The 24,740-nt window shown below is 62.6% G+C and carries 18 protein-coding genes and 2 pseudogenes; 14 read left to right on the plus strand and 6 right to left on the minus strand.

Going from position 1 to position 24,740, the window contains the following annotated elements:
* Window positions 1–4 precede the first annotated feature (4 nt).
* Complete coding sequence (gene putA, locus LOY54_RS02205) at window positions 5–3,958, minus strand: trifunctional transcriptional regulator/proline dehydrogenase/L-glutamate gamma-semialdehyde dehydrogenase (protein ID WP_258609055.1); 3,954 nt, start codon at window positions 3,956–3,958, stop codon at window positions 5–7.
* Window positions 3,959–4,310: 352 nt separating this feature from the next.
* On the opposite strand from putA, the gene putP reads away from it, so the two are divergent.
* The 10 genes and pseudogenes from putP to LOY54_RS02250 all read left to right on the plus strand — a co-directional run bounded on the left by putP (window position 4,311) and on the right by LOY54_RS02250 (window position 15,073).
* Entirely contained in the window at window positions 4,311–5,795 is a 1,485-nt protein-coding gene (gene putP / locus LOY54_RS02210) for a sodium/proline symporter PutP (protein ID WP_195885531.1), read from the plus strand.
* Between the two features lie 126 nt (window positions 5,796–5,921).
* The gene (locus LOY54_RS02215) at window positions 5,922–6,758 is read left to right on the plus strand and encodes a 23S rRNA (adenine(2030)-N(6))-methyltransferase RlmJ (RefSeq protein ID WP_258609058.1); all 837 of its coding nucleotides are present in this window, start codon (window positions 5,922–5,924) and stop codon (window positions 6,756–6,758) included.
* A gap of 158 nt (window positions 6,759–6,916) precedes the next feature.
* The gene (locus tag LOY54_RS02220) at window positions 6,917–8,674 is read left to right on the plus strand and encodes a carbamoyltransferase (protein ID WP_038997493.1); all 1,758 of its coding nucleotides are present in this window, start codon (window positions 6,917–6,919) and stop codon (window positions 8,672–8,674) included.
* A complete protein-coding gene (locus LOY54_RS02225; RefSeq protein WP_258609060.1) occupies window positions 8,658–9,788 on the plus strand; it encodes a glycosyltransferase in 1,131 nt (376 codons plus the stop codon). The genes LOY54_RS02220 and LOY54_RS02225 overlap by 17 nt, the downstream gene beginning before the upstream one ends.
* Window positions 9,788–10,684, plus strand: coding sequence for an antimicrobial resistance protein Mig-14 (locus LOY54_RS02230; protein WP_258596052.1), 897 nt, complete (start codon window positions 9,788–9,790; stop codon window positions 10,682–10,684). Before LOY54_RS02225 ends, LOY54_RS02230 begins: the two co-directional genes overlap by 1 nt.
* Window positions 10,681–10,888 (plus strand): annotated as a pseudogene (locus LOY54_RS27505) (PIG-L family deacetylase); the annotation flags it as partial. The gene LOY54_RS02230 and the pseudogene LOY54_RS27505, both read left to right, overlap by 4 nt.
* A 98-nt stretch (window positions 10,889–10,986) precedes the next feature.
* Window positions 10,987–12,081, plus strand: a pseudogene (locus LOY54_RS02235) (PIG-L deacetylase family protein); the annotation flags it as partial.
* 51 nt (window positions 12,082–12,132) lie between these two features.
* Entirely contained in the window at window positions 12,133–13,089 is a 957-nt protein-coding gene (locus LOY54_RS02240; protein ID WP_045193782.1) for a glycosyltransferase, read from the plus strand.
* 67 nt (window positions 13,090–13,156) lie between these two features.
* Window positions 13,157–13,930 (plus strand): glycosyltransferase family 2 protein, encoded by a 774-nt coding sequence (locus LOY54_RS02245; RefSeq protein WP_093376811.1) that lies wholly within the window; start codon window positions 13,157–13,159, stop codon window positions 13,928–13,930.
* 48 nt (window positions 13,931–13,978) lie between these two features.
* Complete coding sequence (locus tag LOY54_RS02250; RefSeq protein WP_258609063.1) at window positions 13,979–15,073, plus strand: glycosyltransferase; 1,095 nt, start codon at window positions 13,979–13,981, stop codon at window positions 15,071–15,073.
* Window positions 15,074–15,078: 5 nt separating this feature from the next.
* Here the strand turns inward: LOY54_RS02250 and LOY54_RS02255 are convergent, their stop codons facing one another.
* Complete coding sequence (locus LOY54_RS02255) at window positions 15,079–15,681, minus strand: toluene tolerance protein (protein WP_045193779.1); 603 nt, start codon at window positions 15,679–15,681, stop codon at window positions 15,079–15,081.
* Between the two features lie 99 nt (window positions 15,682–15,780).
* Between LOY54_RS02255 and LOY54_RS02260 the strand changes: the two genes are divergently transcribed.
* The 3 genes from LOY54_RS02260 (at window position 15,781) to hldE (ending at window position 20,333) form a co-directional block, all read left to right on the plus strand.
* A complete protein-coding gene (locus tag LOY54_RS02260; protein ID WP_258609066.1) occupies window positions 15,781–16,956 on the plus strand; it encodes an O-antigen ligase in 1,176 nt (391 codons plus the stop codon).
* 15 nt (window positions 16,957–16,971) lie between these two features.
* Window positions 16,972–18,780 carry a lipid A export permease/ATP-binding protein MsbA gene (msbA, locus tag LOY54_RS02265; protein ID WP_045193777.1) on the plus strand — a complete coding sequence of 603 codons (1,809 nt, stop codon included), beginning with the start codon at window positions 16,972–16,974 and terminating at the stop codon, window positions 18,778–18,780.
* A 131-nt stretch (window positions 18,781–18,911) separates the two neighbouring features.
* Window positions 18,912–20,333, plus strand: a complete 1,422-nt coding sequence (hldE, locus tag LOY54_RS02270) for a bifunctional D-glycero-beta-D-manno-heptose-7-phosphate kinase/D-glycero-beta-D-manno-heptose 1-phosphate adenylyltransferase HldE (protein WP_258596061.1) — start codon at window positions 18,912–18,914, stop codon at window positions 20,331–20,333.
* Between the two features lie 33 nt (window positions 20,334–20,366).
* Here the strand turns inward: hldE and LOY54_RS02275 are convergent, their stop codons facing one another.
* The 4 genes from LOY54_RS02275 to LOY54_RS02290 form a co-directional block, all read right to left on the minus strand.
* Window positions 20,367–21,329 (minus strand): hypothetical protein, encoded by a 963-nt coding sequence (locus LOY54_RS02275; protein WP_045193775.1) that lies wholly within the window; start codon window positions 21,327–21,329, stop codon window positions 20,367–20,369.
* 47 nt (window positions 21,330–21,376) lie between these two features.
* Window positions 21,377–22,186, minus strand: coding sequence for an aldo/keto reductase (locus LOY54_RS02280; RefSeq protein WP_258609067.1), 810 nt, complete (start codon window positions 22,184–22,186; stop codon window positions 21,377–21,379).
* A complete protein-coding gene (locus LOY54_RS02285) occupies window positions 22,183–23,358 on the minus strand; it encodes an FAD-binding oxidoreductase (RefSeq protein WP_093376795.1) in 1,176 nt (391 codons plus the stop codon). The genes LOY54_RS02280 and LOY54_RS02285 overlap by 4 nt, the downstream gene beginning before the upstream one ends.
* A 67-nt stretch (window positions 23,359–23,425) precedes the next feature.
* A complete protein-coding gene (locus tag LOY54_RS02290) occupies window positions 23,426–23,758 on the minus strand; it encodes a multidrug efflux SMR transporter (protein ID WP_028945643.1) in 333 nt (110 codons plus the stop codon).
* An 86-nt stretch (window positions 23,759–23,844) separates the two neighbouring features.
* Here LOY54_RS02290 and LOY54_RS02295 point away from each other — a divergent pair, with 86 nt between their 5' ends.
* On the plus strand, window positions 23,845–24,735 hold the full coding sequence (locus tag LOY54_RS02295; protein ID WP_045193769.1) for a LysR family transcriptional regulator: 891 nt from the start codon (window positions 23,845–23,847) through the stop codon (window positions 24,733–24,735).
* The last annotated feature ends 5 nt before the right edge of the window (window positions 24,736–24,740 follow it).

The following is a 24,740-nucleotide window of genomic DNA, read 5'->3' on the forward strand; positions in this document are numbered from 1 at the left end:
GCTATCAGCCGATCGTCATCAGGCTCGCGTTACCACCGGCAGCAGCAGTGTTGACGCTCAGTGCGCGCTCGATTACCAGGCGCTCCAGGGCAATCGCGGTTTCACCCGACGACAGGCCGTGAACACCGACGATGGCGCCGGCGCGCTTGGCCACCTGCTCGCACACGGCGCGCAGTTGGTCGGAGTCGCCATGGTGGAGGACGGCGTCGAATACCACGTCATCCTTGTTCCAGTCGGCCACCAGCTGGATGCGCGCTTGCACTTCCTTCGGCAGGCGATTGCGCAGGGTCTTGCTCAGCTCGCCTTCCGGCCACACCGCCGAGCTGCCCACGGCCAGTACCGCCGCCAGTTGGGTCAGCAGGTCAGCTTCGACCTCGGCCAGGCACAGCACGTGCTCGCGCGGCAGGATGGTGTAGCTGTTGCGCTCGCCGGTCGGGCCCGCCAGCAGGCGGCTGATACCGCTTTGCGATTGCTGGGCGAACTGCTCGCACAGGCCGCTCAGGTCGTTCAGCTGATTGCTCGCCGCCCAGGCTTTGAGGGCTTGCAGCGGTTTGCTCAGGCTGTCGCGCAGGCGGGTGTCCGGGGCGTTTTCGCCGTCGGTGCGCTGGAACGACTGCTCGATGGCGCCCGCCGGGCGGGTCGACAGCAGGCGGTACAGGTACAGCGGGCCACCGGCTTTCGGGCCGGTACCGGACAGGCCTTCACCGCCGAATGGCTGCACGCCGACCACGGCGCCGACGATGTTGCGGTTGACGTAGACGTTACCGGCATTGACGTTGTCGATGACCTTGGCAATGGTTTCGTCGATCCGGGTGTGGACACCCAGGGTCAGGCCGTAGCCGGAGGCGTTGATCTGCTCGATCAACTGGTCGAGGTTCTTGCGGTTGTAGCGCACCACGTGCAGGACCGGGCCGAAGATCTCGCGTTGCAGTTCGTCGAAGCTTTCCAGTTCGATCAGGGTTGGCATCACGAAGGTGCCGCGCTTGATCTCTTCACCATCGGCGATTGCCATCTGGTACACGGTACGGCCTTTGTCGCGCATACCCTGGATGTGCTTCTCGATACCGGCCTTGGCTTCGGCGTCGATCACCGGGCCAATGTCCACGGCCAGGCGTTCAGGGTTGCCCAGGCGGCTTTCGGCCATGGCGCCCTTGAGCATTTCGATCACGCGATCGGCGGAATCTTCCTGCAGGCACAGTACGCGCAGGGCCGAGCAACGCTGGCCAGCGCTGTCGAAGGCAGAAGATACGACGTCGATGACCACCTGTTCGGTGAGCGCCGAGGAGTCGACGATCATCGCGTTCTGGCCGCCGGTTTCGGCGATCAGCGGGATCGGACGGCCCTGGGCATCCAGGCGGCCGGCGATGTTGCGTTGCAGCAGGCGGGCGACTTCGGTAGAGCCGGTGAACATCACGCCTTTGACCCGATCGTCACCGACCAGGCGGGCGCCGACGGTTTCGCCGCGGCCCGGCAGCAGTTGCACTACGCCTTCGGGGATACCGGCTTCGAGCAGCAGGCGCACGGCCTGGGCGGCAACCAGCGGGGTCTGTTCGGCCGGCTTGGCCAGCACCGGGTTACCGGCGGCAAGTGCCGCGGCAACCTGGCCACTGAAGATCGCCAGGGGGAAGTTCCATGGGCTGATGCACACTACCGGACCCAGCGGGCGGTGAGCGTCGTTGCTGAAATCGTTGCGCGCCTGGACGGCGTAGTACCGCAGGAAGTCGACGGCTTCACGCACTTCGGCGATGGCGTTGGCGAAGGTCTTGCCGGCTTCGCGGGCGAGCAGGCCCATCAGCGGCTGGATCTCGGCTTCCATCAGGTCGGCGGCACGCTCCAGGATCGCGGCGCGTTCGGCCGGCGGGGTGGCCTGCCAGATCGGCGCGGCATTGAGCGCGCACTGGATGGCGTTGTCGACGTCAGTGACGTTGGCTTCCTGGACATGACCCACCACATCGCGCAGGTCAGCCGGGTTCAGCACCGGCGCAGCTGCTTCGGTGCTGGAGGCGCAACCGAGCATCGGCGCAGCTTTCCAGTCGTTGTGGGCGCTGGCCAGCAGGGCGCAGGACAGCGAAGCCAGGCGGTGTTCGTTGGCCAGGTCGATACCGGCGGAGTTGGCCCGCTCGGTGCCATACAGGTCACGCGGCAGCGGAATGCGCGGGTGCGGCAGGCCGGTATTGCCTTCCTGGGTAGCCATCTGTTCGATGGTGGCGACCGGGTCGGCGACCAGTTCCTGGATCGAGATCGACTGGTCGGCAATACGGTTGACGAACGAGGTGTTGGCGCCGTTTTCCAGCAGGCGGCGAACCAGGTAGGCCAGCAGGGTTTCGTGGGTACCGACCGGGGCATACACGCGGCACGGACGGTTCAGCTTGCCATCGGCGACCTTGCCGACAACCTGCTCGTACAGCGGCTCGCCCATACCGTGCAGGCACTGGAATTCGTACTGGCCCGGGTAATAGTTCTGGCCGGCGATATGGTAGATGGCCGACAGGGTGTGGGCGTTGTGGGTGGCGAACTGCGGGTAGATGACTTCCGGCACCGACAGCAGTTTGCGTGCACAAGCAATGTAGGAAACGTCGGTGTACACCTTGCGGGTATACACCGGGTAGCCTTCCAGGCCTTCGACCTGGGCGCGCTTGATCTCGCTGTCCCAGTAAGCACCTTTTACCAGGCGGATCATCAGGCGATGGCGGCTGCGGCGGGCCAGGTCGATGACGTAGTCGATCACATACGGGCAGCGTTTCTGGTAGGCCTGGATGACGAAACCGATACCGTTCCAGCCGGTCAGTTGCGGCTCGAAGCACAGGCGCTCGAGCAGGTCCAGGGACAGCTCCAGGCGGTCGGCTTCCTCGGCGTCGATGTTCAGGCCGATGTCGTATTGCTTGGCCAGCAGGGTCAGCGACAGCAGGCGCGGGTACAGCTCGTCCATGACGCGCTCGTACTGGGCGCGGCTGTAGCGTGGGTGCAGGGCCGAGAGCTTGATCGAGATGCCCGGGCCTTCATAGATGCCGCGACCGTGAGAGGCCTTGCCGATCGAATGGATGGCCTGCTCGTAGGACGCCAGGTACTTCTGTGCGTCGTGCTCGGTCAGTGCTGCTTCACCGAGCATGTCGTAGGAATAGCGGAAACCCTTGGCTTCGAACTTGCTGGCGTTGGCCAGGGCTTCGGCGATGGTTTCGCCGGTCACGAACTGCTCGCCCATCAGGCGCATGGCCATGTCGACGCCCTTGCGGATCATCGGCTCGCCGCTCTTGCCGATGATGCGGCTGAGCGAAGAGGTGAGGCCGGATTCGTTGTGGGTCGAGACCAGCTTGCCGGTCAGCAGCAAGCCCCAGGTGGCGGCGTTGACGAACAGCGACGGGCTGTTGCCCAGGTGCGGCTGCCAGTTGCCGGTGCTGATCTTGTCGCGGATCAGGGCGTCGCGGGTGCCTTTGTCGGGGATGCGCAGCAGGGCTTCGGCCAGGCACATCAGCGCCACGCCTTCCTGCGACGACAGGGAGAATTCCTGCAGCAGGCCCTGAACGATGCCGGCACGGCCGCCAGCGCTCTTCTGGTTACGCAGTTTTTCGGCGATGCCGGCGGCCAGCTTGTTGGTGGCCTCGGCCATGGCGGCCGGCAGGCGCGCCTGCTCCAGCAGCATCGGTACCACTTCCGGCTCAGGGCGGCGGTAGGCGGCGGTGATGGCCGAGCGCAAGACCGACTGCGGCAGGATGCTTTCGGCAAATTCTAGGAAGCACTGGTGGGCGTGGTCGGCCTGTACTTCACCGGCATCGTCGGCATGAATGCCGGGCTGACCGTTGAGTTCGGTCAGGGTGGCGCCACCCTCGAGCTTCTCCAGGTAATTGAAGATCGCTTGTTTGATCAACCAGTGCGGCGTGCGATCGATAGAGGTCGCAGCTGCTTTGAGTCGCTCACGGGTAGGGTCGTCGAGTTTGACCCCAAGGGTGGTCGTCGCCATTTCTTATCCTCATTATTGCCACAGGCTGTGGCTTAAGCTGGCGCCAAGATTAGCCGTGCGCGATTTTGGGTGCAACCTAGTGCAACCCAAAATATGCAGGAAAAAAGTGCTACTCGTCCGGAGGGTAAAACCACACAGCAAAAATGGCTGTTTGTGGTGCATTTTCTTCTGAAAACAGGTCTTCTTGCTCCAAAAGGGAGCAAAAACCCGCTGTTACGCAAAATTTCCGACGAGGTGCAACTTGATTGTAAAAACAGGTTGCACCCTCTTTGCGTTGTTGCATAGGATTCGCGGCCTGGGTGCAACCTCTTCGAGGCTGTCGCTACATAAAAACAAACGCCAGGGCGCAACAATGAGTGTAAGCAATCCAACCTTGATCACGTTCGTGATCTATATCGCGGCAATGGTGCTGATCGGCTTCATGGCCTATCGCTCTACCAACAACCTTTCCGACTATATTCTTGGCGGTCGCAGCCTCGGCAGCGTGGTTACCGCGCTTTCGGCCGGTGCTTCGGACATGAGTGGCTGGCTGTTGATGGGCCTGCCGGGCGCTATCTACATGTCGGGCCTGTCGGAAAGCTGGATCGCCATCGGCCTGATCATCGGTGCCTATCTGAACTGGCTGTTTGTTGCCGGCCGCCTGCGGGTGCAGACCGAGCACAACGGTGATGCGCTGACCCTGCCGGATTACTTCTCCAGCCGCTTCGAAGATAACAGCGGGCTGCTGCGGATCATCTCCGCCGTGGTGATCCTGGTGTTCTTCACCATCTATTGCGCCTCCGGCATCGTTGCCGGCGCCCGTCTGTTCGAAAGCACCTTCGGCATGTCCTACGAGACAGCGCTGTGGGCTGGTGCGGCGGCAACCATTGCCTACACCTTCGTTGGTGGTTTCCTGGCAGTGAGCTGGACCGACACCGTCCAGGCTACGCTGATGATCTTCGCCCTGATCCTGACCCCGGTTATCGTGTTGATCGCAACCGGCGGTTTTGACACCACCTTCGCTGCCATCGAGCTGAAGGACGCGGGCAACTTCGACATGCTCAAGGGCACCACTTTCATCGGCATTATCTCGCTGATGGGCTGGGGTCTGGGCTACTTCGGCCAGCCGCACATCCTGGCGCGCTTCATGGCCGCTGACTCGGTCAAGTCGATCGCCAAGGCCCGTCGCATCTCCATGACCTGGATGATCCTCTGCCTGGTAGGTACTTGCGCTGTGGGCTTCTTCGGTATCGCCTACTTCTCGGCGCACCCTGAAGTCGCAGGCCCGGTCACCGAGAACCACGAGCGTGTGTTCATCGAGCTGGCCAAGATCCTCTTCAACCCATGGATTGCCGGTGTCCTGCTGTCGGCCATCCTGGCGGCTGTCATGAGTACCCTGAGCTGCCAGCTGCTGGTGTGCTCCAGCGCCCTGACCGAAGACTTCTACAAGACCTTCCTGCGCAAGGGTGCCTCGCAGCTGGAGCTGGTCTGGGTCGGTCGCGCCATGGTGCTGCTGGTGGCCGTGGTCGCCATCCTGATCGCCTCCAACCCTGAGAACCGCGTGCTGGGCCTGGTCAGCTACGCCTGGGCCGGCTTCGGTGCTGCCTTCGGTCCGGTGGTACTGATCTCGGTACTGTGGAAAGGCATGACCCGTGACGGCGCACTGGCCGGTATCCTGGTCGGTGCGATCACCGTGGTGGTGTGGAAGCACTTCTCCATCTGGGGCCTGTACGAAATCATCCCGGGCTTCATCCTCGGCGCCCTGGCGATCTACTTCGTCAGCCGGGCCGGCAGCCCGTCGAAGGCGATGGTTTCGCGCTTCGAAGCCGCCGACGAGGCGTTCAAGGCCGGTCATTGATCGACTGTTGAGTGGCGTCTTACCAAGGCCCGGCCTCGCGAGAGTCCGGGCCTTGGTCGTTTTGGCGGGCCGTGCCTGACGGCGCCTGCGGGACAAGGTAAACTGCGCGGTCTTGCAGGAGTTGCCATGAACTATCGTCACGCCTTTCACGCCGGCAACCACGCCGACGTCTTCAAACACCTTGTGCTGACCCGCCTCATCGCGTTGATGTCGCGCAAGGAGCAGCCGTTCGCCTACCTCGACACCCATGCAGGCTTGGGTCTTTACGACCTGCAGGGCGATCAGGCGACACGTACCGGCGAGTGGCTGGAAGGTATCGGCCGCCTCTGGGGGCGCGACGACCTGCCGGAAATCACCGCAGACTACCTGCGCATCCTGCACAAGATGAACCCCGATGGCGAGCTGCGCTATTACCCGGGCTCCCCGGAACTGGCCCGACGCCTGGCCCGTCAGCAGGATCGCGTGCTGCTCAACGAGAAGCACCCCGAAGACGGTCGTCTGCTCAAGGACAACATGAAGAAGGACCCGCGCGTTGCCGTGCACCTGGGCGAGGGTTGGCATGTGCCGCGGGCCTTGCTGCCGGTGCAGGAAAAGCGTGCGGTGATGCTGATCGACCCGCCGTTCGAGCAGGCCGACGAGCTCAAGCGTTGCACCCAGGCGATGAAAGAGACCATCAGTCGCATGCGCCAGACTGTCGCGGCCATCTGGTACCCGATCAAGGACCAGCGCCAGCTGGTGCGCTTCTACCAGGACCTGACCAGCACCGGCGCGCCTAAACTGCTGCGGGTCGAGCTGTATGTGCACCCGCAGGACAGCCCGCAGGGCCTCAACGGCTCGGGCCTGGCCATCGCCAACCCGCCATGGGGCCTGGAAGAAGAACTGCGCACGCTGTTGCCATGGCTGTCGCAGGTGCTGGCGCAGACTCAGGGCAGCTGGCGGATGGATTGGTTGATCGCCGAGTAACCGCTGTAGGAGCGGGCTTGCCCCGCGATGCGGTATGTCTGAATGTATGCAATCGCGGGGCAAGCCCGCTCCTACGCTTTGCGTTATAATCCCGCTCTTTGGCTGCCGCTCGGCCCACGTGCCAGCGCGCATATTTACAGATTGAAGAGGCTAGACCCTTGGCATTGACGATTCTTGGCCTGTCCGGCGCCCTTAGTCATGACCCTTCCGCGGCCCTGTACATCGACGGCAAGCTGATTGCCGCCGCTGAAGAAGAGCGCTTCGTGCGCGATAAACATGCAAAGAACCGCATGCCCTACGAATCGGCGAAGTTCTGCCTGGAGCAGGCCGGTATCAAGCCGTCCGACGTTGATGTGGTGGCGATTCCGTTCGCCCCGATCAGCCTGTTCGGCGAGGCTCGCTGGCACTACGCCAAGCGTTACTGGTACGCCCCGGACCGCGCCCTTGATGCGATCCTGATGGGCAACCGTCGCTACAAGCGCTACCGCAAGAAGATCGTCTGGTGCCTGGAGCAACTGGGCTTCGACCCGAAAAAGGTCAAGATCGAGCCGGTCGAGCACCACCTGGCCCACGCCTCCAGTGCCTACCACTGCTCCGGTTTCAAAGAGAAAACCGCGATCCTCGGTATCGACGGTAAGGGTGAATACGCCACGACCTTCTTTGGCTACGGCGAAAACGGCAAGATCCACAAGATCAAGGAATTCTTCGATCCGGACTCCCTCGGTGGCCTGTACGGCGCGATCACCGAGTTCCTCGGTTTCGAAATGCTCGATGGCGAGTTCAAGGTCATGGGCATGGCGCCTTACGGCGACGCCAGCAAGTACGATTTCTCGCGCCTGGCCTCGTTCGAAAACGGCGAGCTGGTGATCAACACCGACTACGCCAATGTCATCGGCCTGCGTCGTTATAAAGAGAAGGGCAAGGGTTTCTACTTCTCGCCAAAACTGATCGAGTGGCTGGGCCCGAAACGCGAAGGCGACATCGCCGACGAGCCGTACATCCACTACGCCGCGAGCATGCAGGCGCTGTTTGAGAAGCTCGCCCTGCAGATGATCGACCACTACCTGGGCGACATCCTCAAGGAGACCGGCAAACTGGCCTTCGCTGGCGGCTGCGCGCTTAACGTCAAGCTCAACCAGAAGATCATTGCCCGCCCTGACCTCAAGGAACTGTTCGTCCAGCCGGCTTCCGGCGACGCCGGCACCGCGGTCGGAGCTGCTGCTTATGTGTCCCACGCCCGTGGTGTACCGGTTGAGAAGATGGAGCACGTCTACCTCGGCCCTGCGTACTCCAACGAAGATGTGATTGCCGCCTGTGCCCGTCATCCGAGCCAGCCAAAATGGCGCAAGCTGGAGAACATGCCCGAGCAGATCGCCAAGATCATGGTCGACGGCAACCCGGTGGCCTGGTTCCAGGGCCGCATGGAGTTCGGCCCGCGTGCCCTCGGCGGTCGTTCGATCATCGGTTGCCCGAGCGTGGAAGGCGTTGCCGACCGCATCAACCACCAGATCAAGTTCCGCGAGCGCTGGAGGCCTTTCTGCCCGTCGATGCTCGACACCGTCGCGCCGCAGATGATCAAGATCGATCACCCGGCGCCGTTCATGACCTTCACCTTCGAAGTGGCTGAAGAGTGGAAGACCCGCGTGCCGGAAGTCGTCCACGAAGACGGCACCTCGCGCGCCCAGGTGCTCAAGCGCGAGTACAACCCGCGCTACTACGACATGATGAAGGCGCTGGAGACCCTGACCGGCAACGGCGTGTCGCTGAATACTTCGCTCAACCGTCGTGGCGAGCCGATGATCTGCTCGCCGACCGATGCGCTGAACATGTTCTTCGGCTCGGACCTGCAGTACCTGATCATGGAAGACATCCTGGTGGTCAAGGACGGCGCGGACACTTATGACGTCCAGGGCTGAAAAACGCGTCCTGCAGTTCTGTCATGGTTATGACGGTCCGTTCCTGGACTGTGCGCGCCAGTACGCCAGCCTGTTCGACGGTAGCGGCTACAAGGTCACGACGGTGTTCCTGACCGGCGCTGCCGACCCTCAGGTCGCGGCCGGCTGCGCCTCGGACGAGGTGATCTTCCTCGAGTTCAGCTCCAAGGCCATTCGTGGCCTGAAGCTGGGGGCGATCCGCGCCTTGCGGCGGATCGTCGCCAGCCGCCAGTTCAGCTTCTGCATCGCGCACCGCTTCAAGCCGATCTATATCGCCTTGCTCGGCAGCAACTTGCCAGTGGTCGGCGTGCACCACGCCTTCGGTGACTACCTGCGCCGCAGCCGCCAGCTGTTTGCCAACCTGTTCAGCAAACGCCTGAGCCTGCTCGGTGTTTCTGACGCAGTGCGCGACGACATGCGCAAATGCCTGCGCAAGTGGCCGGCCGAGCGTATCCAGACCCTCTACAATCGCATCGACATCGAGGCGCTGCAGGCCAGCCAGGTGCCCGCCGCGCAGGCGCGCGAGGCGTTGGGCCTGGACCCGCAAGCGTGGATCGTCGGCAACGTCGGCCGCCTGCATCCAGACAAAGACCAGGCCACCTTGCTGCGTGGTTTCGCCCAGGCCTTGCCGCAACTGCCGGCCGGCGCTCGCCTGGCCATTCTTGGCAAGGGTCGCCTGGAGCAGCAACTCAAAGAGCAAGCCGCCGAACTGGGAATCGCCGCGCAGGTGGATTTTCTCGGCCAGGTGCCTGACGCTCGTCGCTACTTTCGTGCTTTTGACGCCTTCGCCTTGAGCTCCGACCATGAGCCATTCGGCATGGTCCTGCTCGAAGCCATGGTCGCCGGCGTGCCGCTACTGGCTACGGCCTGCGGCGGTGCGGTCGAGGTGGTCGAGGGTGTCGGCATCCTCTTCCCGCTGGGCGACGCCGAGCGTCTTGGGCAAGGTTTGCAGCACCTGGCCGCACTGGATGCCGGGCAGCGCCAGGAGTGCGCCGGGCGCATGCTTGAGCGTTTGCGCGAGCGCTTCTCCGATGCCGCAGTGCGCGAGTCCTTCTGGCAACTGCCGCACGTTCGTGCCCTGACAGCGGAGGCCTGATGCTCAACCATATTCAGGGCTGGCGCGAGCGCGGCTGGACGCAGATCGATGCGCCAACCTACGCCCTGGCCTGGGAAAAGTTTGGCGGCAGTGTCGCCACCCATCCACTGGTTGTTGAACAGCTGGCTGACCTGGCGCAGATCCCGGTGCGTTACCTGGGCTGGGAGCAAAACGGCGAGCTCAAGGCTGCGATTCCCACCTGGGGTCGCTACCTGGCGCTGTCCAAAGATGTGCTTAAGCGTCAGGGCAAAAAAGGCCTGTACGACCTGGGCAATGCCGAGCTGATCCTGCCCGCCGCTGCCGATGCCCAGGCGCCGCTGCGTCATGCCGGGCGTTATCTGTCCGAGCTCAACCAGGGCCGTTTTGCCAACCTCAAGGCGCAGGCCGAATCGCTGGCCATGGCCCGTACGCCGGAAGACCTGTCGAAGAAGTTTCGCTACAACCAGCGCCGTGAATTGCGCCTGCTGGAAGAGGCGGGCGGCCAGGTGCGGCCGGTCACGGATTTTTCCAGTAGCGAACTTGCGGCGATCTACTGCGACCTGTTCCAGCGCCGCTGGGAGTTTCCGGCTACTGGCGCCGAGCGCATGGCCGAGGTGATCGAGCGCCTGCGCGAGCTGTTGATCGGTTCGGTGCTGTTTCTTGACGATGCGCCGATTGCCATCCAGCTGGTTTATCGGGTCGAAGCGCCAGCGTGGATCAGCGTCGAGTACATCAACGGTGGTGTCGATCCGCAAACCAAGGCTTTCAGCCCAGGTAGCGTGCTCAGCTTCCTCAATACCCAGGCTGCCTGGGAAGATGCCCGTACGCGTAACAAACCCTTGCGGTTCTCCTTCGGCCGTGCCGATCGCGAGTACAAGGACCGTTGGTGCAACCCCGTGCCGGTGTTTCAGGTGTGAGCCGCAAGCAGCAGTTGCTCAAGCGCCACCGGCGCAACAAGCGCCTCGGGCTGCTGATCGGCTTGTTGGTGCTGCTTGCCCTGGGGTTTTTTGTCCAGTGGTGGCTGCCGTTGCTGCTGTTGCCGCTGTTGTGGGTCGCCCACGAGGCGTGGTTTGCCGACCATCTGTTCTACTCTCCGGCTGAAGACTATCAGTATCAGTTCCCGCCAGACTGTGTGGCGCATTCGGTCGGACTGGTCGATGGAATTGTGCGCCTGGAATCGCCGCTGCAGCTTGGTGCTGAGCAGACGGTGATTCTTCAGGTGCACCTGAAAAGCAATTGGCTGGGGCGGTTCCTTGATCCTGCGGTAAGCCTGGGCAGTGACGACGTTCAGACGTTCGAGCGGGGCGTGAACGGTCTGCGTTACCTGAACCTCACCGGGCTGGCCGAGGCGTTGATGGCTGGACAGTTGCGCCTGCGTGGACGCCACTGCCGCCTGGTGGGCGAGGCAACGCTATGGGTTGCGCCACAGGCCGATCTTCGCCAGCGCCGGGTCATGGTCATTGCGCCCCATGCCGATGATGCCGAGCTCGCAGCCTTTGGCTTCTACAGCCAGGCCGAGGAAACCTGGGTGGTGACCTTGACTGCCGGTGAAATCGAAGCCGAACACTACCAGCAAATGGGCCTGGTAAAGGCCGAGGCTGCGCGCCTGAAAGGTCGTTTACGAGCCTGGGACAGCATCGCTGTGCCGCGTTGGGCCGGGGTGCCCGAGTCTCGCTGCGTGCAGCTGGGGTATTTCTGCTTGCAACTCCCGGCCATGCAGGCCGCGCCTGCAGAGCCAATGGCTTCGCGCGAGGCCGGGCTTGCCGATACCCGCCTGTTTCGCCAGTTCAACCCGCTGACCCTGCCGGGTGATGAAGACGGCGCGCCAACCTGGAACAACCTGCTGGCCGATCTGCGTGCACTGTTGCTCAGGGCCCGACCGCAGGTGCTGGTGATGCCGCACCCGACCCTCGATCCGCACCCTGATCATATCTGCGCCCAGGCTGCTGTGCTCGAAGCGCTGCAAGGCCTTGAGTGGCAGCCTGAAACCCTGCTGTGCTATGCCAATCACCTGCATGACAACGACCGCTGGCCCATGGGTAATAGCGGTGCAGGCATTGCTTTGCCGCCGCAACTGCAAGCAGCCCAGGCCTGGTCTCCCTACTGCCTGGTGCTGGGCCTGCCCGCCCAGCGCGACAAAGCCATGGCCCTGGGCATGATGCACGACCTGCAGCCGCCTGCGCCGTTCAAGCGCCGCCTGCGCCGCCTGCTGCAACGCTGGCTGGCCGGGCGTCGTCCTTCGCCCTATGGCGAGAACGAATTCTTTCGCAAGGCTGTGCGTCGACACGAATTGTTCTGGCGTCGTGAGCTCTGATCACGATGCTACAAGATTGAAAGCTGTGGCCTGAGCGCCGCAAGGAAGACAATGAAAGTTCTATTTCTGGTGCAGAAAGAACAACGGGCGATCCTCGACCGTTTGTATGACGGCGTTGCTGCGCACAGCGACTGCGACCTGCGCTGGCTGAGCAGTGACGAGCAGCGCAACCTGCGCCGCTACTTCCGCCGCGAAGTCGACGTCGACAAGTACGACCGGATCGTGTTTTTCCTGCGCTTCAAGCAAGAGATTCGCCAGGTCGGTTTCATTCGCACGGTGCCCAATCTGGTCATCCTCGAACATGATGCCTACCAGAACTACATCCCCTGCAAGTACACCGGCAAGTTCAGCGCCCATTACCGCCAACTGCCTTGGGCGCGGGTCATCAGTTCCGGTTACATGGTCAGTGAGCGCCTGCGTCAGGAGGGTTTCGATGCCGAGTTCGTACCCAAGGGCTACGACCAGCAGCTGTTGGCCGACCAGGGTCGTGAACGGGATATCGAGCTGGCTTTTGTCGGCAGCACCAACAGCGTTGCCTACAGTGGCCGCAAGGCATTGCTCGATGAGTTGGCGCAGGTGGAAAACCTGCTGGTAACCCGTACCAAGTCCGGTGAAGAGTATTGCGACACGCTCAACCGCATCCGTTTTTTTGTTAGCGCGGATGTCGGCATGGGCGAATACATGATCAAGAATTTCGAGGCGATGGCCTGTGGCTGCGTTTTGCTGGCCTTTGACCAGGGTGAGGCGGAAAATCGCGCCCTGGGTTTGAAAGACATGCATAACGTGGTGCTCTATGACAGCATTGCCCAGTTGCAAGAGAAGCTGAAAGTATTGCGTGCCGACCCCGGGCTGGTCGAGCGTATCGGCAACAACGGCCGTGATCTGGCCGTCTCGCAATTCAGCTTCGCCCAGGTAGGTCGTAGCATCGTGGAAAAAATGCAGCCACCTCTTCGTCCCCGTCCAGCCCTGACCGGCTGGCAACGCTTGCGTTTGAGACTGGGCATATGAGCCGGCTGTCCTGAAACCAGGCAAGTAGTCTCGAACATTTGAATACAGTTTATGGGGAGGGAGTCCGGTGCGATTCTGCCAAGATAGCGACGTAACACTGGTTGTCACCAGTTGCGGACGCTTCGATTTGCTAAAACTTACGCTGGAAAGCTTTGACCGCTTCAATACCGCGCCTATCCGTGAAGTGTTCATCACCGAAGATTCGGGAGATGACGCTGTTCACCAGGCTGTGCCCGAGCATTGGAAGCCGCACTGCAAGGTCTTCGTCAATCGTCCGAAACTGGGGCAGCTGGCCTCGATCGATCTCGCTTACAGCCATGTAAAAACCTCTTACATCTTCCATTGTGAAGATGACTGGGAGTTCTACCGTCCTGGCTTCGTCGAAGACTCGCAAGCGATCCTGGCGGTCAGCCCTGAGCTGCTTCAGGTCTGGTTGCGCAGTTATGTCTATGACCTGAAGTTGCATAGCCCCTACATCCACCTTGGTGAGCGCCAGGTGATTGCCGGTGTGCCCTGCTACCCGTTGTTGTCGGACAAGCCTGAGTGGCAGAGTTTTTCTCTGAACCCGGGGTTGCGCCGTTTGAGCGATTATCAGCGCTGTGCGCCGTTCGCCGCCTATGCTGGTGAAAAGGCACTGTCAAAGCGCTATGCAGAATTGAACCTGACCGGCGTGAGCCTGGAAGGTGATGCCGTGTTGCATACCGGCTTTGGCATGCACGTCAGCCTGCCTGAAGAGCGTCAGCGCAAAGCACGCCGGCGTCAGCGCGAGCGGGTCAAGCTGGCAGCTGCCTTGTTGATCGGTTTGGCAGTGGGAGTGGCTATTGGCTTTCTTGCGAATTGATTCAACTGGCTTGCCAGTGATCCAGTCCGATACAAGGGGTACATCCCCGTGAATATCGTCAACATTATGTGGGCTGGCGGTTCGCCGTATGTCTCGGTGCACAAGGTGCATCAACACATTCTGTCCCAGGCCGGGCCTGGGGCGAAAATCAGCAGTTGGCTGCTGCAGGGGCAGGGTGCCTGCTATGGCGGTGAGTCAACGCGCGAGTGGCATTTGTCCCATCGCCTGCTCAAGGGGCGGCATGTCTGGCGCGCATTGCGTCCCTGGTTGCGGGGGCGGTTTCGCGATGCGCTGGAACAAGCCAATGCTCAGGTGCTGTTGCTTGACGGGTTGGGCGTGTCGCGCTTGATACTGCCGCTGCTCAAGGTCATGCCGGACTTGCGGGCCACCGTCGTGTTTCATGGCAAGACCCGCCTGCGCCGGGCCGATATTGCCTTGTTGCGCGCTTTTCCTGCCTCTCGGCTGACGTTTGTCGCCGTCTCACAAACCCTTGCCGATGCATTGGAGCAAGACCTCGGGGTGCCGGTGCAGGTGTTGCGTACCGCCCTTGAACCAGATGGCTTTCGTCGCAACTTGCTAGGCCGGCAACAGGCACGTCAGGCGCTGGGGCTCGCGGAGCACGGCGTACGTGTCCTGGGCGCAGTCGGCCGGTTGGTCGATAGCAAGGGTTTTGACTACTTGCTCGATGCCTTTGCCCAGGCTGCTCGGCAGCAAGCTGATCTGCGCCTGGTGATCCTCGGTGAGGGCGGCTTGCGCTCACAGTTGCAGGCGCGGATCCAGGCGCTTGACCTGGCTCAGAAAGTCTCGATGCCAGGGCACTGTGTCGGGCTGGAAAAGCTCTACAGGGCATTTGACTGGCTGTTGATTCCTTCGCACTCCGAAGGGTTGGGCCTGGTGCTGCAAGAGGCGGTAATGGCCGATGTGCCTGTCCTGTGCAGCGAGTTGCCGGTGTTTCGCGAGCAGTTGGGAAGCGCAGGCTACTATGCGCCGGCGGGTGATGTCGGCGCCTGGAGCAACGCGATTGCCGCGTGCTCGGATCTTCAGGCAAGCACTGTTGCCAACGCTCAATACCAGGCCCTGCAGCCCGAGCAGGCCTGGCAACGCTTCAGTCAGGCTTCCAGGGCGTTACTGGGCAGGGCCTGAGTTCTTTACGGCAGCAGTGCGCGCTCAAGCTCAGCCAGGGGAAACTGGTCAGCCAACTGTTCCCGGGCAATGTACCGGGCAAAATGTTGCACGTTGCGTCGAATCATTCGGCTGGACAACGGGGCTCGCAGGAAACGCATGTCGGCGACATCGATCAAGCCAAGTTGCTGCTCAGGGGTAACAACAATGTTGCCAAGGTGCAGTGAGCGGAAGTAAATACCCGCCTGATGCAGGTGGCGCACCAGTCCGATCAGATCCGGAAGGCGTTCCTGCCAGCTGAAACCGGGCTCGCGAGACAGCTGGCTCAAGGTTTTGCCGGGCAGTGGACGGTACAGTACCGCCGTCATTCCAGGTGCGTCCAGCTTGTAGTACTCCAGCACTTCAAGCGTAGGAATTCCCTTTTTCTTTAGCATCACCGCGTTATCGATAAAGCGTCGGGAGTAAGGTCGCAGCAGCGCAGATGAAATTAACCGCTTGCGCCTGAAGAGCTTGAGGATATTGCCGTCTGTTAACAGGTAGACTTTAGCGCCGTAGCTGTCGGCCTCCAGTATCTGGGCACCAAGCGTCAGCTGATTGAAGTCGACTTGGGGGAGCCGGGAACATTGCATGGTAGGGGCCTTGTTAGCGGGCAAGCAAAATGACCGGCAATAATGCCGAAAAGTTCAGGGTTGCACCATGCCGGTGTTGTTGAATCAATGGGGAAGTGCATGATGTATTCGAGGCGCTGGGCGCAGGCCTGGCTGGCAATTGGCTTTTTCTGGTTTTTGGTGGGCATTGCCCTGGCGCCAAGCAACAAGCTTTACCAGCAAGGGCTGGTTGCGTTTCTGTGGCTGCCTACGCTGGTCATGCTGTGGTCTGCCCGCGCATTGCTGGTCGAGCTTTGGCATGCACAAAAGGCACTGTGCCTGGCGTTGCTGCTGATGCTCGGCTGGACCGCTTTGAGCTTGTCGTGGGCCGCCACAGAGGAGCCCGGGCGTGAACTCAAGCGCCTGCTGTACATAGCGGTATTCCTGCTGTTCTTCCCCCTGTTGGCCCAACTCGGGGAGCAGCGCATTCGCCTGCTGATGCTTCTGGGTGGGGCGGGGCTGGCTATCGGTGCCGTATTGTCGATCGTGCAGTTTTATCTGGTCCGCGGCGAGGAGTGGGCATCCAGGCTGTATGGCATCGGTGAAATTTCCCACCCAATCCTTGGTTCTTACGTCATCGGCGCAGCGATTGTCTGGATGATCCATTGGCCAGTTAAACAACGCCTGATGCAGTTGCTCTGGGGTGTTGCCCTGCTCTGCCTGGGGGCATTCGTGTTGTTGTGCCAGAGTCGTGGTGCGGCCTTGGGCTTGCTGATCACGATGCTGGCCATGCCGCTCTGGTGCCGTGACCGCAGAAGCCGGGTGATTGCTGCAACAGCGCTGGTAGGCGCTGCCATTGGTTTTGCGCTGTTGTACTCGCTGGTCATGTACCGGGGGGCGTCCTACCGGCCGGAGATCTTCGAGGTAAGCCTGCAGATGATCGGTGAACATCCCTGGACCGGCCTGGGCCTGGGGTCGTTCTACTCCATCAGCGCCGCCGGTATGCAGTTCGACCACACCCACAACATGTTCACCCACATTGCCATCGAACTGGGTATCCCCGGCATGCTGTTGTGGCTGGCGGTGTGGCTGTGCACTTTGCGCGAAATCTGGAAAACCCGCGATACAGCCTTTGGCAAAGGTCTGATGGGCCTGTGGTTGTTCTCGACCCTGGCCATGCAGTTCGACGCCGCAAGCCTGACCGGCACCCCGCGTGCCGAGTGGTTCATCAGCTGGCTGCCGGTCGGCCTGGCCACTGTCCTGGTCTGGGTACGTGCCCGGGCGCCAGGCTGTGATAAAATTTCCGGTTCTATCTGAACAGCGAGCTCGACGATGGCCGAAACACCGCGAGAGGCGGAGCAGAGCTCCAGCCTGAAAATCTACTTCCGGCTGCTGAGCTACGTGAAGCCGTATATCGGCATTTTTCTGCTGAGTATCATCGGCTTCGTGATCTTTGCCTCGACCCAGCCGATGCTGGCCGGCATCCTCAAGTACTTCGTCGATGGCTTGAGCAACCCGCAGGCGGTGTTGTTCCCCAACGTGCCGTATCTCAAGGACCTGCAACTGCTGCAGGCCGTGCCGCTGCTGATCGTGCTGATCGCCGCCTGGCAGGGTCTGGGCTCGTTCCTGGGCAACTACTTCCTGGCCAAGGTTTCCCTGGGTCTGGTTCACGACCTGCGGGTCGAGTTGTTCAACAAGCTGCTGGTGCTGCCCAACCGCTACTTTGACAGCCACAATTCCGGCCACCTGATTTCGCGCATCACCTTCAACGTGACCATGGTCACCGGTGCTGCGACCGATGCCATCAAGGTGGTGATCCGCGAAGGCCTGACCGTGGTCTTCCTGTTCATCTACCTGCTGTGGATGAACTGGAAACTGACCCTGGTGATGCTGGCGATCCTGCCGATCATCGCCGTGATGGTCGGTACCGCGAGCAAGAAATTCCGTAAGCAGAGCAAGAAGATCCAGGTGGCCATGGGTGATGTCACCCATGTTGCCTCGGAAACCATCCAGGGCTACCGCGTGGTGCGCAGCTTCGGTGGCGAGAGCTACGAGCAGCAGCGCTTTGCCAACGCCAGCCAGAGCAACACTGACAAGCAGTTGCGCATGACCAAGACCGGCGCGGTGTACACGCCGATGCTGCAACTGGTGATCTACACCGCCATGGCGGCATTGATGTTCCTGGTGCTGTTCCTGCGTGGCGAGGCTACTGCCGGTGACCTGGTAGCCTACATTACCGCAGCGGGTCTGCTACCCAAGCCGATTCGGCAGTTGTCGGAGGTTAGCTCGACCATCCAGAAAGGCCTGGCCGGTGCCGAAAGCATCTTCGAGCAACTGGACGAGGCGCCGGAGGTCGACAGCGGCACCGTCGAGCTGGACCGCGTGGTCGGGCGGCTTGAAGTGCGCAACCTGAACTTTACCTATCCGGGTACTGACCGCCAGGTGCTGACCGATATTTCCTTTACCGCAGAGCCCGGGCAGATGATCGCCCTGGTGGGGCGTTCAGGTAGCGGCAAATCGACCCTGGCGGCACTGATACCACGCTTCTATCACCACGATGACGGACAGATCCTCCTCGACGGCGTGGAGATCGAGAACTACCGCCTGCGCAACCTGCGCAAGCACGTCGCCCAGGTGACCCAGCACGTGACCCTGTTCAACGACACCGTGGCCAACAACATCGCCTATGGCGACTTGGCCGGGGCGCCGCGGGCCGAGATCGAAGCCGCTGCCGCCGATGCCTATGCCAAGGAGTTCGTCGAGCAGTTGCCGCAAGGCTTCGACACCCAGGTCGGTGAAAACGGCGTGCTGCTCTCCGGTGGCCAGCGCCAGCGCCTGGCGATTGCCCGGGCGTTGCTTAAGAATGCGCCATTGCTGATTCTCGACGAGGCCACGTCGGCCCTGGATACCGAGTCCGAGCGCCACATCCAGGCAGCCCTGGATCATGTGATGAAAGGCCGCACCACCCTGGTGATCGCCCACCGCCTGTCGACCATCGAGAAGGCCGACATGATCCTGGTCATGGACCAGGGCAAGCTGGTCGAGCGTGGCACCCATACCGAGCTGCTGGCAGCCAACGGCTTTTACGCCAGGCTGCACGCCATGGGCCTGGACGAGCCGGCCAAGGTCGACATCACCTGAGTCAACCGCGCCGGGGCCTTGTGCCCCGGCAGCGTTTCCCTGGAATGCCTGGCAACAAGGCGGTAAACAAGCCGTCGCTTTGCCTGTGCTAATATCCTGCCCCTGTTAATTATTTTGTATATGGGTTGCCCATGAAGTTGTCCATGCCGCGTTTCGATCAAGCCCCGGTACTGGTGGTGGGCGATGTCATGCTCGACCGCTACTGGCATGGCGGTACCTCACGGATTTCACCTGAAGCGCCGGTGCCGGTGGTCAAGGTCGAACAGATCGAGGACCGTCCGGGCGGTGCCGCCAACGTCGCCTTGAACATCGCTGCCCTTGGCGCGCCGGCGGCGCTGGTCGGGGTGACCGGCCAGGACGAGGCTGCCGACAGCCTGGCCAACAGCCTGCAGGCTGCCGGTGTGCGCTCGATCTTCCAGCGTATTGCCCATCAGCCGACCATCGTCAAGCTGCGGGTCATGAGCCGCCACCAGCAGTTGCTGCGTATCGATTTCGAAGAACCCTTCGCCACCGACCCGCTGTCCCTGGGCGCCGAGGTCGATACCTTGCTCGACGGCGTCAAGGTGCTGGTGTTGTCGGACTACGGCAAGGGCGCGTTGAAAAACCACCAGAGCCTGATCCAGGCCGCCCGCGCCAAAGGCATTCCGGTGCTGGCCGACCCCAAGGGCAAGGATTTCTCGATCTACCGAGGCGCCAGCCTGATCACCCCGAACCTCAGCGAGTTCGAAACCATCGTTGGCCGTTGTGCCGACGAGGCCGAGCTGGTGGCCAAGGGCGCCCAGTTGATGAGCGAGCTGGAACTGGGTGCCTTGCTGGTGACCCGTGGCGAGCACGGCATGACCCTGCTGCGCCCCGATCACCCGGCCTTGCACTTGCCGGCCCGGGCCCGTGAAGTGTTCGACGTGACCGGTGCCGGTGACACTGTGATCTCGACCCTCGCCGCCGCCATCGCTGCCGGTGAAGAGCTGCCTCATGCGGTCGGCCTGGCAAACCTTGCCGCCGGTATCGTGGTGGGCAAGCTGGGTACTGCAGCTATCAGTGCCCCCGAGCTGCGCCGCGCGATCCAGCGCGAAGAGGGTTCCGAGCGTGGCGTACTGAGCCTCGACCAGTTGCTGCTGGCCATCGACGATGCCCGCGCGCACAACGAGAAGATCGTCTTCACCAACGGCTGCTTCGACATTCTCCATGCCGGCCACGTGACCTACCTGGAGCAGGCCCGGGCCCAGGGCGATCGCCTGATCGTCGCGGTCAACGACGACGCCTCGGTCAGCCGCCTTAAAGGCCCGGGCCGGCCGATCAACAGCGTTGACCGGCGCATGGCCGTACTCGCTGGCCTCGGCGCCGTGGACTGGGTGATCAGCTTCCCTGAGGGCACCCCGGAAAACCTGCTGAGCCAGGTCAAGCCGGATGTGCTGGTCAAGGGTGGTGACTATGGCATCGACCAGGTGGTCGGCGCCGACATCGTCAAGGCCTACGGCGGTTCCGTGAAGGTGCTGGGGCTGGTGGAAAACAGCTCGACCACCGCCATCGTCGAGAAGATTCGCAAGAACTGAAGCATCGCGGGGCAAGTCGCCCCGCACTCGGTTCTACTTGCGCAGCCCGCCACGCGCCATCTGCAACAACTCCCGTGCCCTGCCGGTCAGCCGCTTCAAGCCGCTGTCCGGTTTTGCGGGTGTCAGGCCTTGCTGCCTGACCCAATCCTTCCAGCGAATCCGCTCATCCCTGACCAGCCAGCCATCCTGTTGGGCAAAGCTTTCTGCCAGGTACAGCCCGCGGGTGCTGGCCGGCACCAGGCGATCCTTGCTCAGGGTGTAGAGCTCGGCGCGTGGCTGGCCGTCTTCCAGCGGCATCAGGTACAGGTCGGGGCGTTTACGGTTGAGGCGCGCGACCAGTTGGTCGCCTTCAAGGCGTTCGTCGACGTGGAACAGGCTCAGTGACTTGGCCTCGCGTGGTACTTGCAGGCACAGGTCGTAGATCAGTTGCAGCGAGGCAGTTGGCAAGTGTACATATGCCCGTGGCCGTTCCAGCAATTGCAGGTTGGCGCAGCGTACCGGGCGTGCGGCGCCGGACTGCGGCGTCAGCACGAAGGGCAGGGCTTCGCGATAGTGCAGGGCGTCGGCGTAGGGCGCTGGCAGCCAGGTATCGTTGAAGCGCCCGCCCAGCCAGCCTTCCGGGGTTTCCAGCAGGCATTCCTCGGCCACCTCCTGAATTGCCGTATGCAGCGGCAGGTTCAGCTCCTGAGCCGGCACATAGCCTGAAATCAGTTTTAGTACGACATCGCCACGGTCCTGGCGGCGCTGGCGTACCAGCACCCAGTAATCGCGGTTCTGCCAGCGCAGGGTCAGGCGCACCGAGACGCCGAGGTTGGCCAGTTCGACAGCAAAGTGCTGGCTGTCGGCAACCTGGATCGGCTTGCGCCGTTGCAGGGTCTGGGCGAAGTTCAGCGGCATGCCGATGCTCTGGTACACCAGCCCTTCGGGGCTGGCCTCGACGTGCAAGGGCAGGGTCTTGAAGTTGCTCGGGTTCTTGCGGATCAGCGTTCGCGGCATGTCGGCTCCGTCTTGCGTTGGGGTCGGCCGCGGCGGCGGCGTGAGTGTCAGCGGCGCAGCACCTTGGCAACGGTTGCCACGTTATGGGCCAGGTGCAGCGGATTGATGGTGCCGACAATAGCACTGCTGACCCCGGGGTGGGCGAACAGCAGTTCGAAGCTGGCACGCACCGGGTCGACACCCGGGCTAAGGCACACATGGCCGCTGGCCAGGGCCTTTTTCACCAGGATCGCCTTGCCGTGGTTGGCGGCGTAATCAATCACCGGCCGTTCGGCTTGTTCGTTCAGATTGTAGGTGACCATGGCGCAATCGCCGCGCTCGAGCGCCTTGAGACCGCCCGCTGCGGTTTTGCCGGACAGCCCGAAACCACGGATCTTGCCCTCCTGCTTGAGGGCTTCGAGGGTTTGGTAAACCTCCTCGTGCTCAAGGATGTGCAAGTCGTTGCCGTCGGAATGCACCAGTACCAGGTCGATGCAGTCGGTTTCCAGGCGCTTGAGGCTACGCTCGATGGAAAAGCGCGTGTGCGCTGCGCTGAAGTCGAATCGCGACTGGCCGTCTTCGAACTCCTCGCCGACCTTGCTGACGATCACCCACTGGTCGCGCTGGCCGCGTAACAGCGGGCCGAGGCGTTCTTCGCTGCGGCCATAAGCGGGTGCGGTATCGATCAGGTTGATGCCCAACTCGCGAGCCTGGGTCAGCAGCATCCGTGCTTCGTGGTCGTCGGGAATAGTGAAGCCGCTGGGATATTTGACGCCCTGGTCACGGCCAAGCTTGACCGTGCCCAGGCCCAGTGGCGAAACCGTCAGACCGGTACTGCCGAGGGGCCGATGCAAATCGTGCAGGCTCGGCAGGCTCATGGCAGCAGTTGCTCCCACACCGGCAGGGCCATGGGCGGTCGCGGCAATTCGGGCAGGGCCGGCTGGCCGCCTGGCTTGATGCCGTCGCGCTCAAGGTTGGCCAGCACCCGGTCACTGAAGTCCGGCGCCAGGGCCAGCTTGGTCGGCCAGCCCACCAGCAGGCGCTGCTGTTCGGCGAGGAAGGCGTTGTCGGGGCGCACCAGGCCCGATTGCGCAGGCTCGGCGCGGTCGATGCGCACGGTGGCCCAGCGCACCTGGCTGAGGTCGATCCAGGGCAGCAGGTTGCTGACTTCTTTTTTCGCCGCGGCAATCTGCGCTTCAGGCTCGCGGGCTACGCCGTCGGCTTCGGCCAGGTCGCCGCCCAGGTACCAGACCCACTGGCCATCGGCGCCCGGGTGGCTGGTGACGGTGATGCGCGGCTTCGGCCCGCCGCCCAGGCAATGGGCGTACAGCGGCTTGAGGCTGGCGCCCTTGGCCATGACCATGTGCAGCGGCCGGCGCTGCATGGCTGGCTGGCTCAGGCCCAAGGCTTCGAGCAAGGCGGCGTTGCCGGCACCGGCGCTGAGCACCACGCGCTGGGCGCGAATTTCGCGGCCATCGACGCGCAGGCCGGCCAGTTCGCCATTTTCTTCAAACGGTTCGATGCTTTGCCCGGCAAGCAGGCTGTCACCGGCCAGTTCCGCGAGCTTGTTGAGCAGGCTTGGCACATCGACGACCAATTCGGCCAGGCGATAGACCTTGCCCTTGAAGGCACGGTCCTGCAGGGCGGGTGGCAACTGCTCGCCCTTGACCTGATCGACCCGGCCGCGCACGGCCTTGCTGGCAAAGAAGCTGGTGAGGTTGCCGGCCAGGGTGCCAGGTGACCACAGGTAGTGGGCTTCGGACAGCAGGCGCACGCCGGACAGGTCCAGCTCGCCATTGCCGGCCAGGGCCTCGCGCCAGCGCCGGGGCATGTCGGCGATGGCTTCCGAGGCGCCGGTCAGGGCACCGTGCAGCGCGTACTTGGCGCCACCGTGGATGATCCCCTGGGATTTGAGGGTCTGCTCGCCACCGAGGCTGGCGCGTTCCACCAGAACTGTCGAATAGCCGAGCCGGCGCAGGCGGGCATTGAGCCAGAGGCCTGCGACCCCGGCGCCGACGATCAGCACATCGGTGGAAATTACGGTTGGCATGCATGAACCTCACAAGCGTGGACAGACGCCCAGTATACAGCCTGTGAGCCATTGCACCTGTTGCCGATCAATGCCCGGCGGTTTTCGAGAAGACCTGGATCACCACCACGCCGCCGACGATCATGGCCATGCCGAGCATTGCCGGCAGGTCCAGCTTCTGGCCGTAGATCACCAGCGCGGCGATGCTGATCAGGACGATGCCCAGGCCCGACCAGATGGCATAGGCAATGCCCACCGGAATGCTGCGCACCACCAGGGTCAGCATCCAGAACGCCACGGCATAGCCACAGACCATCAGCAGCAGCGGCAGGGGCGTGCTCAGGCCCTTGACGGCTTTCATTGAGGCGGTGGCGATGACTTCGGCGCAGATGGCGATAGCCAGGTAGGTGTAGGCATTCATGACGGTGATCCTCTGTTCTGGCTGGGCATTTTAGAGCAAGCCTGAATGGGGTAAAGTCATTACCTATCTTTTCTAGAGATAGGTTGATGGCCGAGCAGTGGAATCTGGAGCAGTTGCGCATGTTCGTGCGGGTCGCCGAGCTGCGCTCGTTCTCGGCAGTAGCCCGTGAACAGCGCAAGGCGCAATCGGCGGTGAGCAACGGCATCGCTTTGCTTGAGGCTGACCTGGGGGTGACCCTGTTCGAGCGTAGCAGCGGCCGCCAGCCGCGCCTGAGCGAAGCCGGCGCAACCTTGCTGGAAGATGCCCGCGAGCTGCTGCGCCAGTGCGAGCGCCTGGATGGCCGGGCCCTGGCGCTGATGCGCGGGCAAGAGGCGCAATTGCGGGTGGCCCAGGATGAGGCCATGCCCTATCAACCGGTGATCGACAGCCTCGATGAGCTGGCCCGGCAGTTTCCCTTGCTCGAAGTACAGATGGCCAGCGGCGCCCAGGGCGACGTGGCGCGCAAGCTGATCGAGCGGCGCGCCGATCTTGGCCTGCTGTTCCACCATGACCAGATGCCGGTATCCCTCGAGCGCCGGGCGGTGGGGCGGATCGAGATGGTTACTGCCTGCGCCGTGGATCATCCCTTGACCCGTCTTGAGCGCGTCAGTCGTCAGGACCTGGCCCGCCACCGCCAGTTGCTGATCACCCCGCAGGAAAGCGGCTACCCCGGTGGCGAGCCGATCAGCCCGCAGATCTGGCGCGCCGACAGCTTCTACGCCATGGCCGAATTGCTGATGCGTGGCCTGGGCTGGGCCTGGTTGCCGCGGCATGTGGTGCAGTACCCCACCTACCAGGCGCAGATGGTCGAGCTTGCCAGCGAATGGACACCGCCGGCACTGGTGGTCGAGCTGGTGTGGCGCCGTGACGAGCCACTGGGGCCCGCCGCGCAGTGGTTGGCCGAACGCTTCGCAGTGCACTTGCGCGCCATTGGCTAGTACAC

This window comes from Pseudomonas sp. B21-032 (genome assembly GCF_024748965.1).
Taxonomy (GTDB): Bacteria; Pseudomonadota; Gammaproteobacteria; order Pseudomonadales; family Pseudomonadaceae; genus Aquipseudomonas.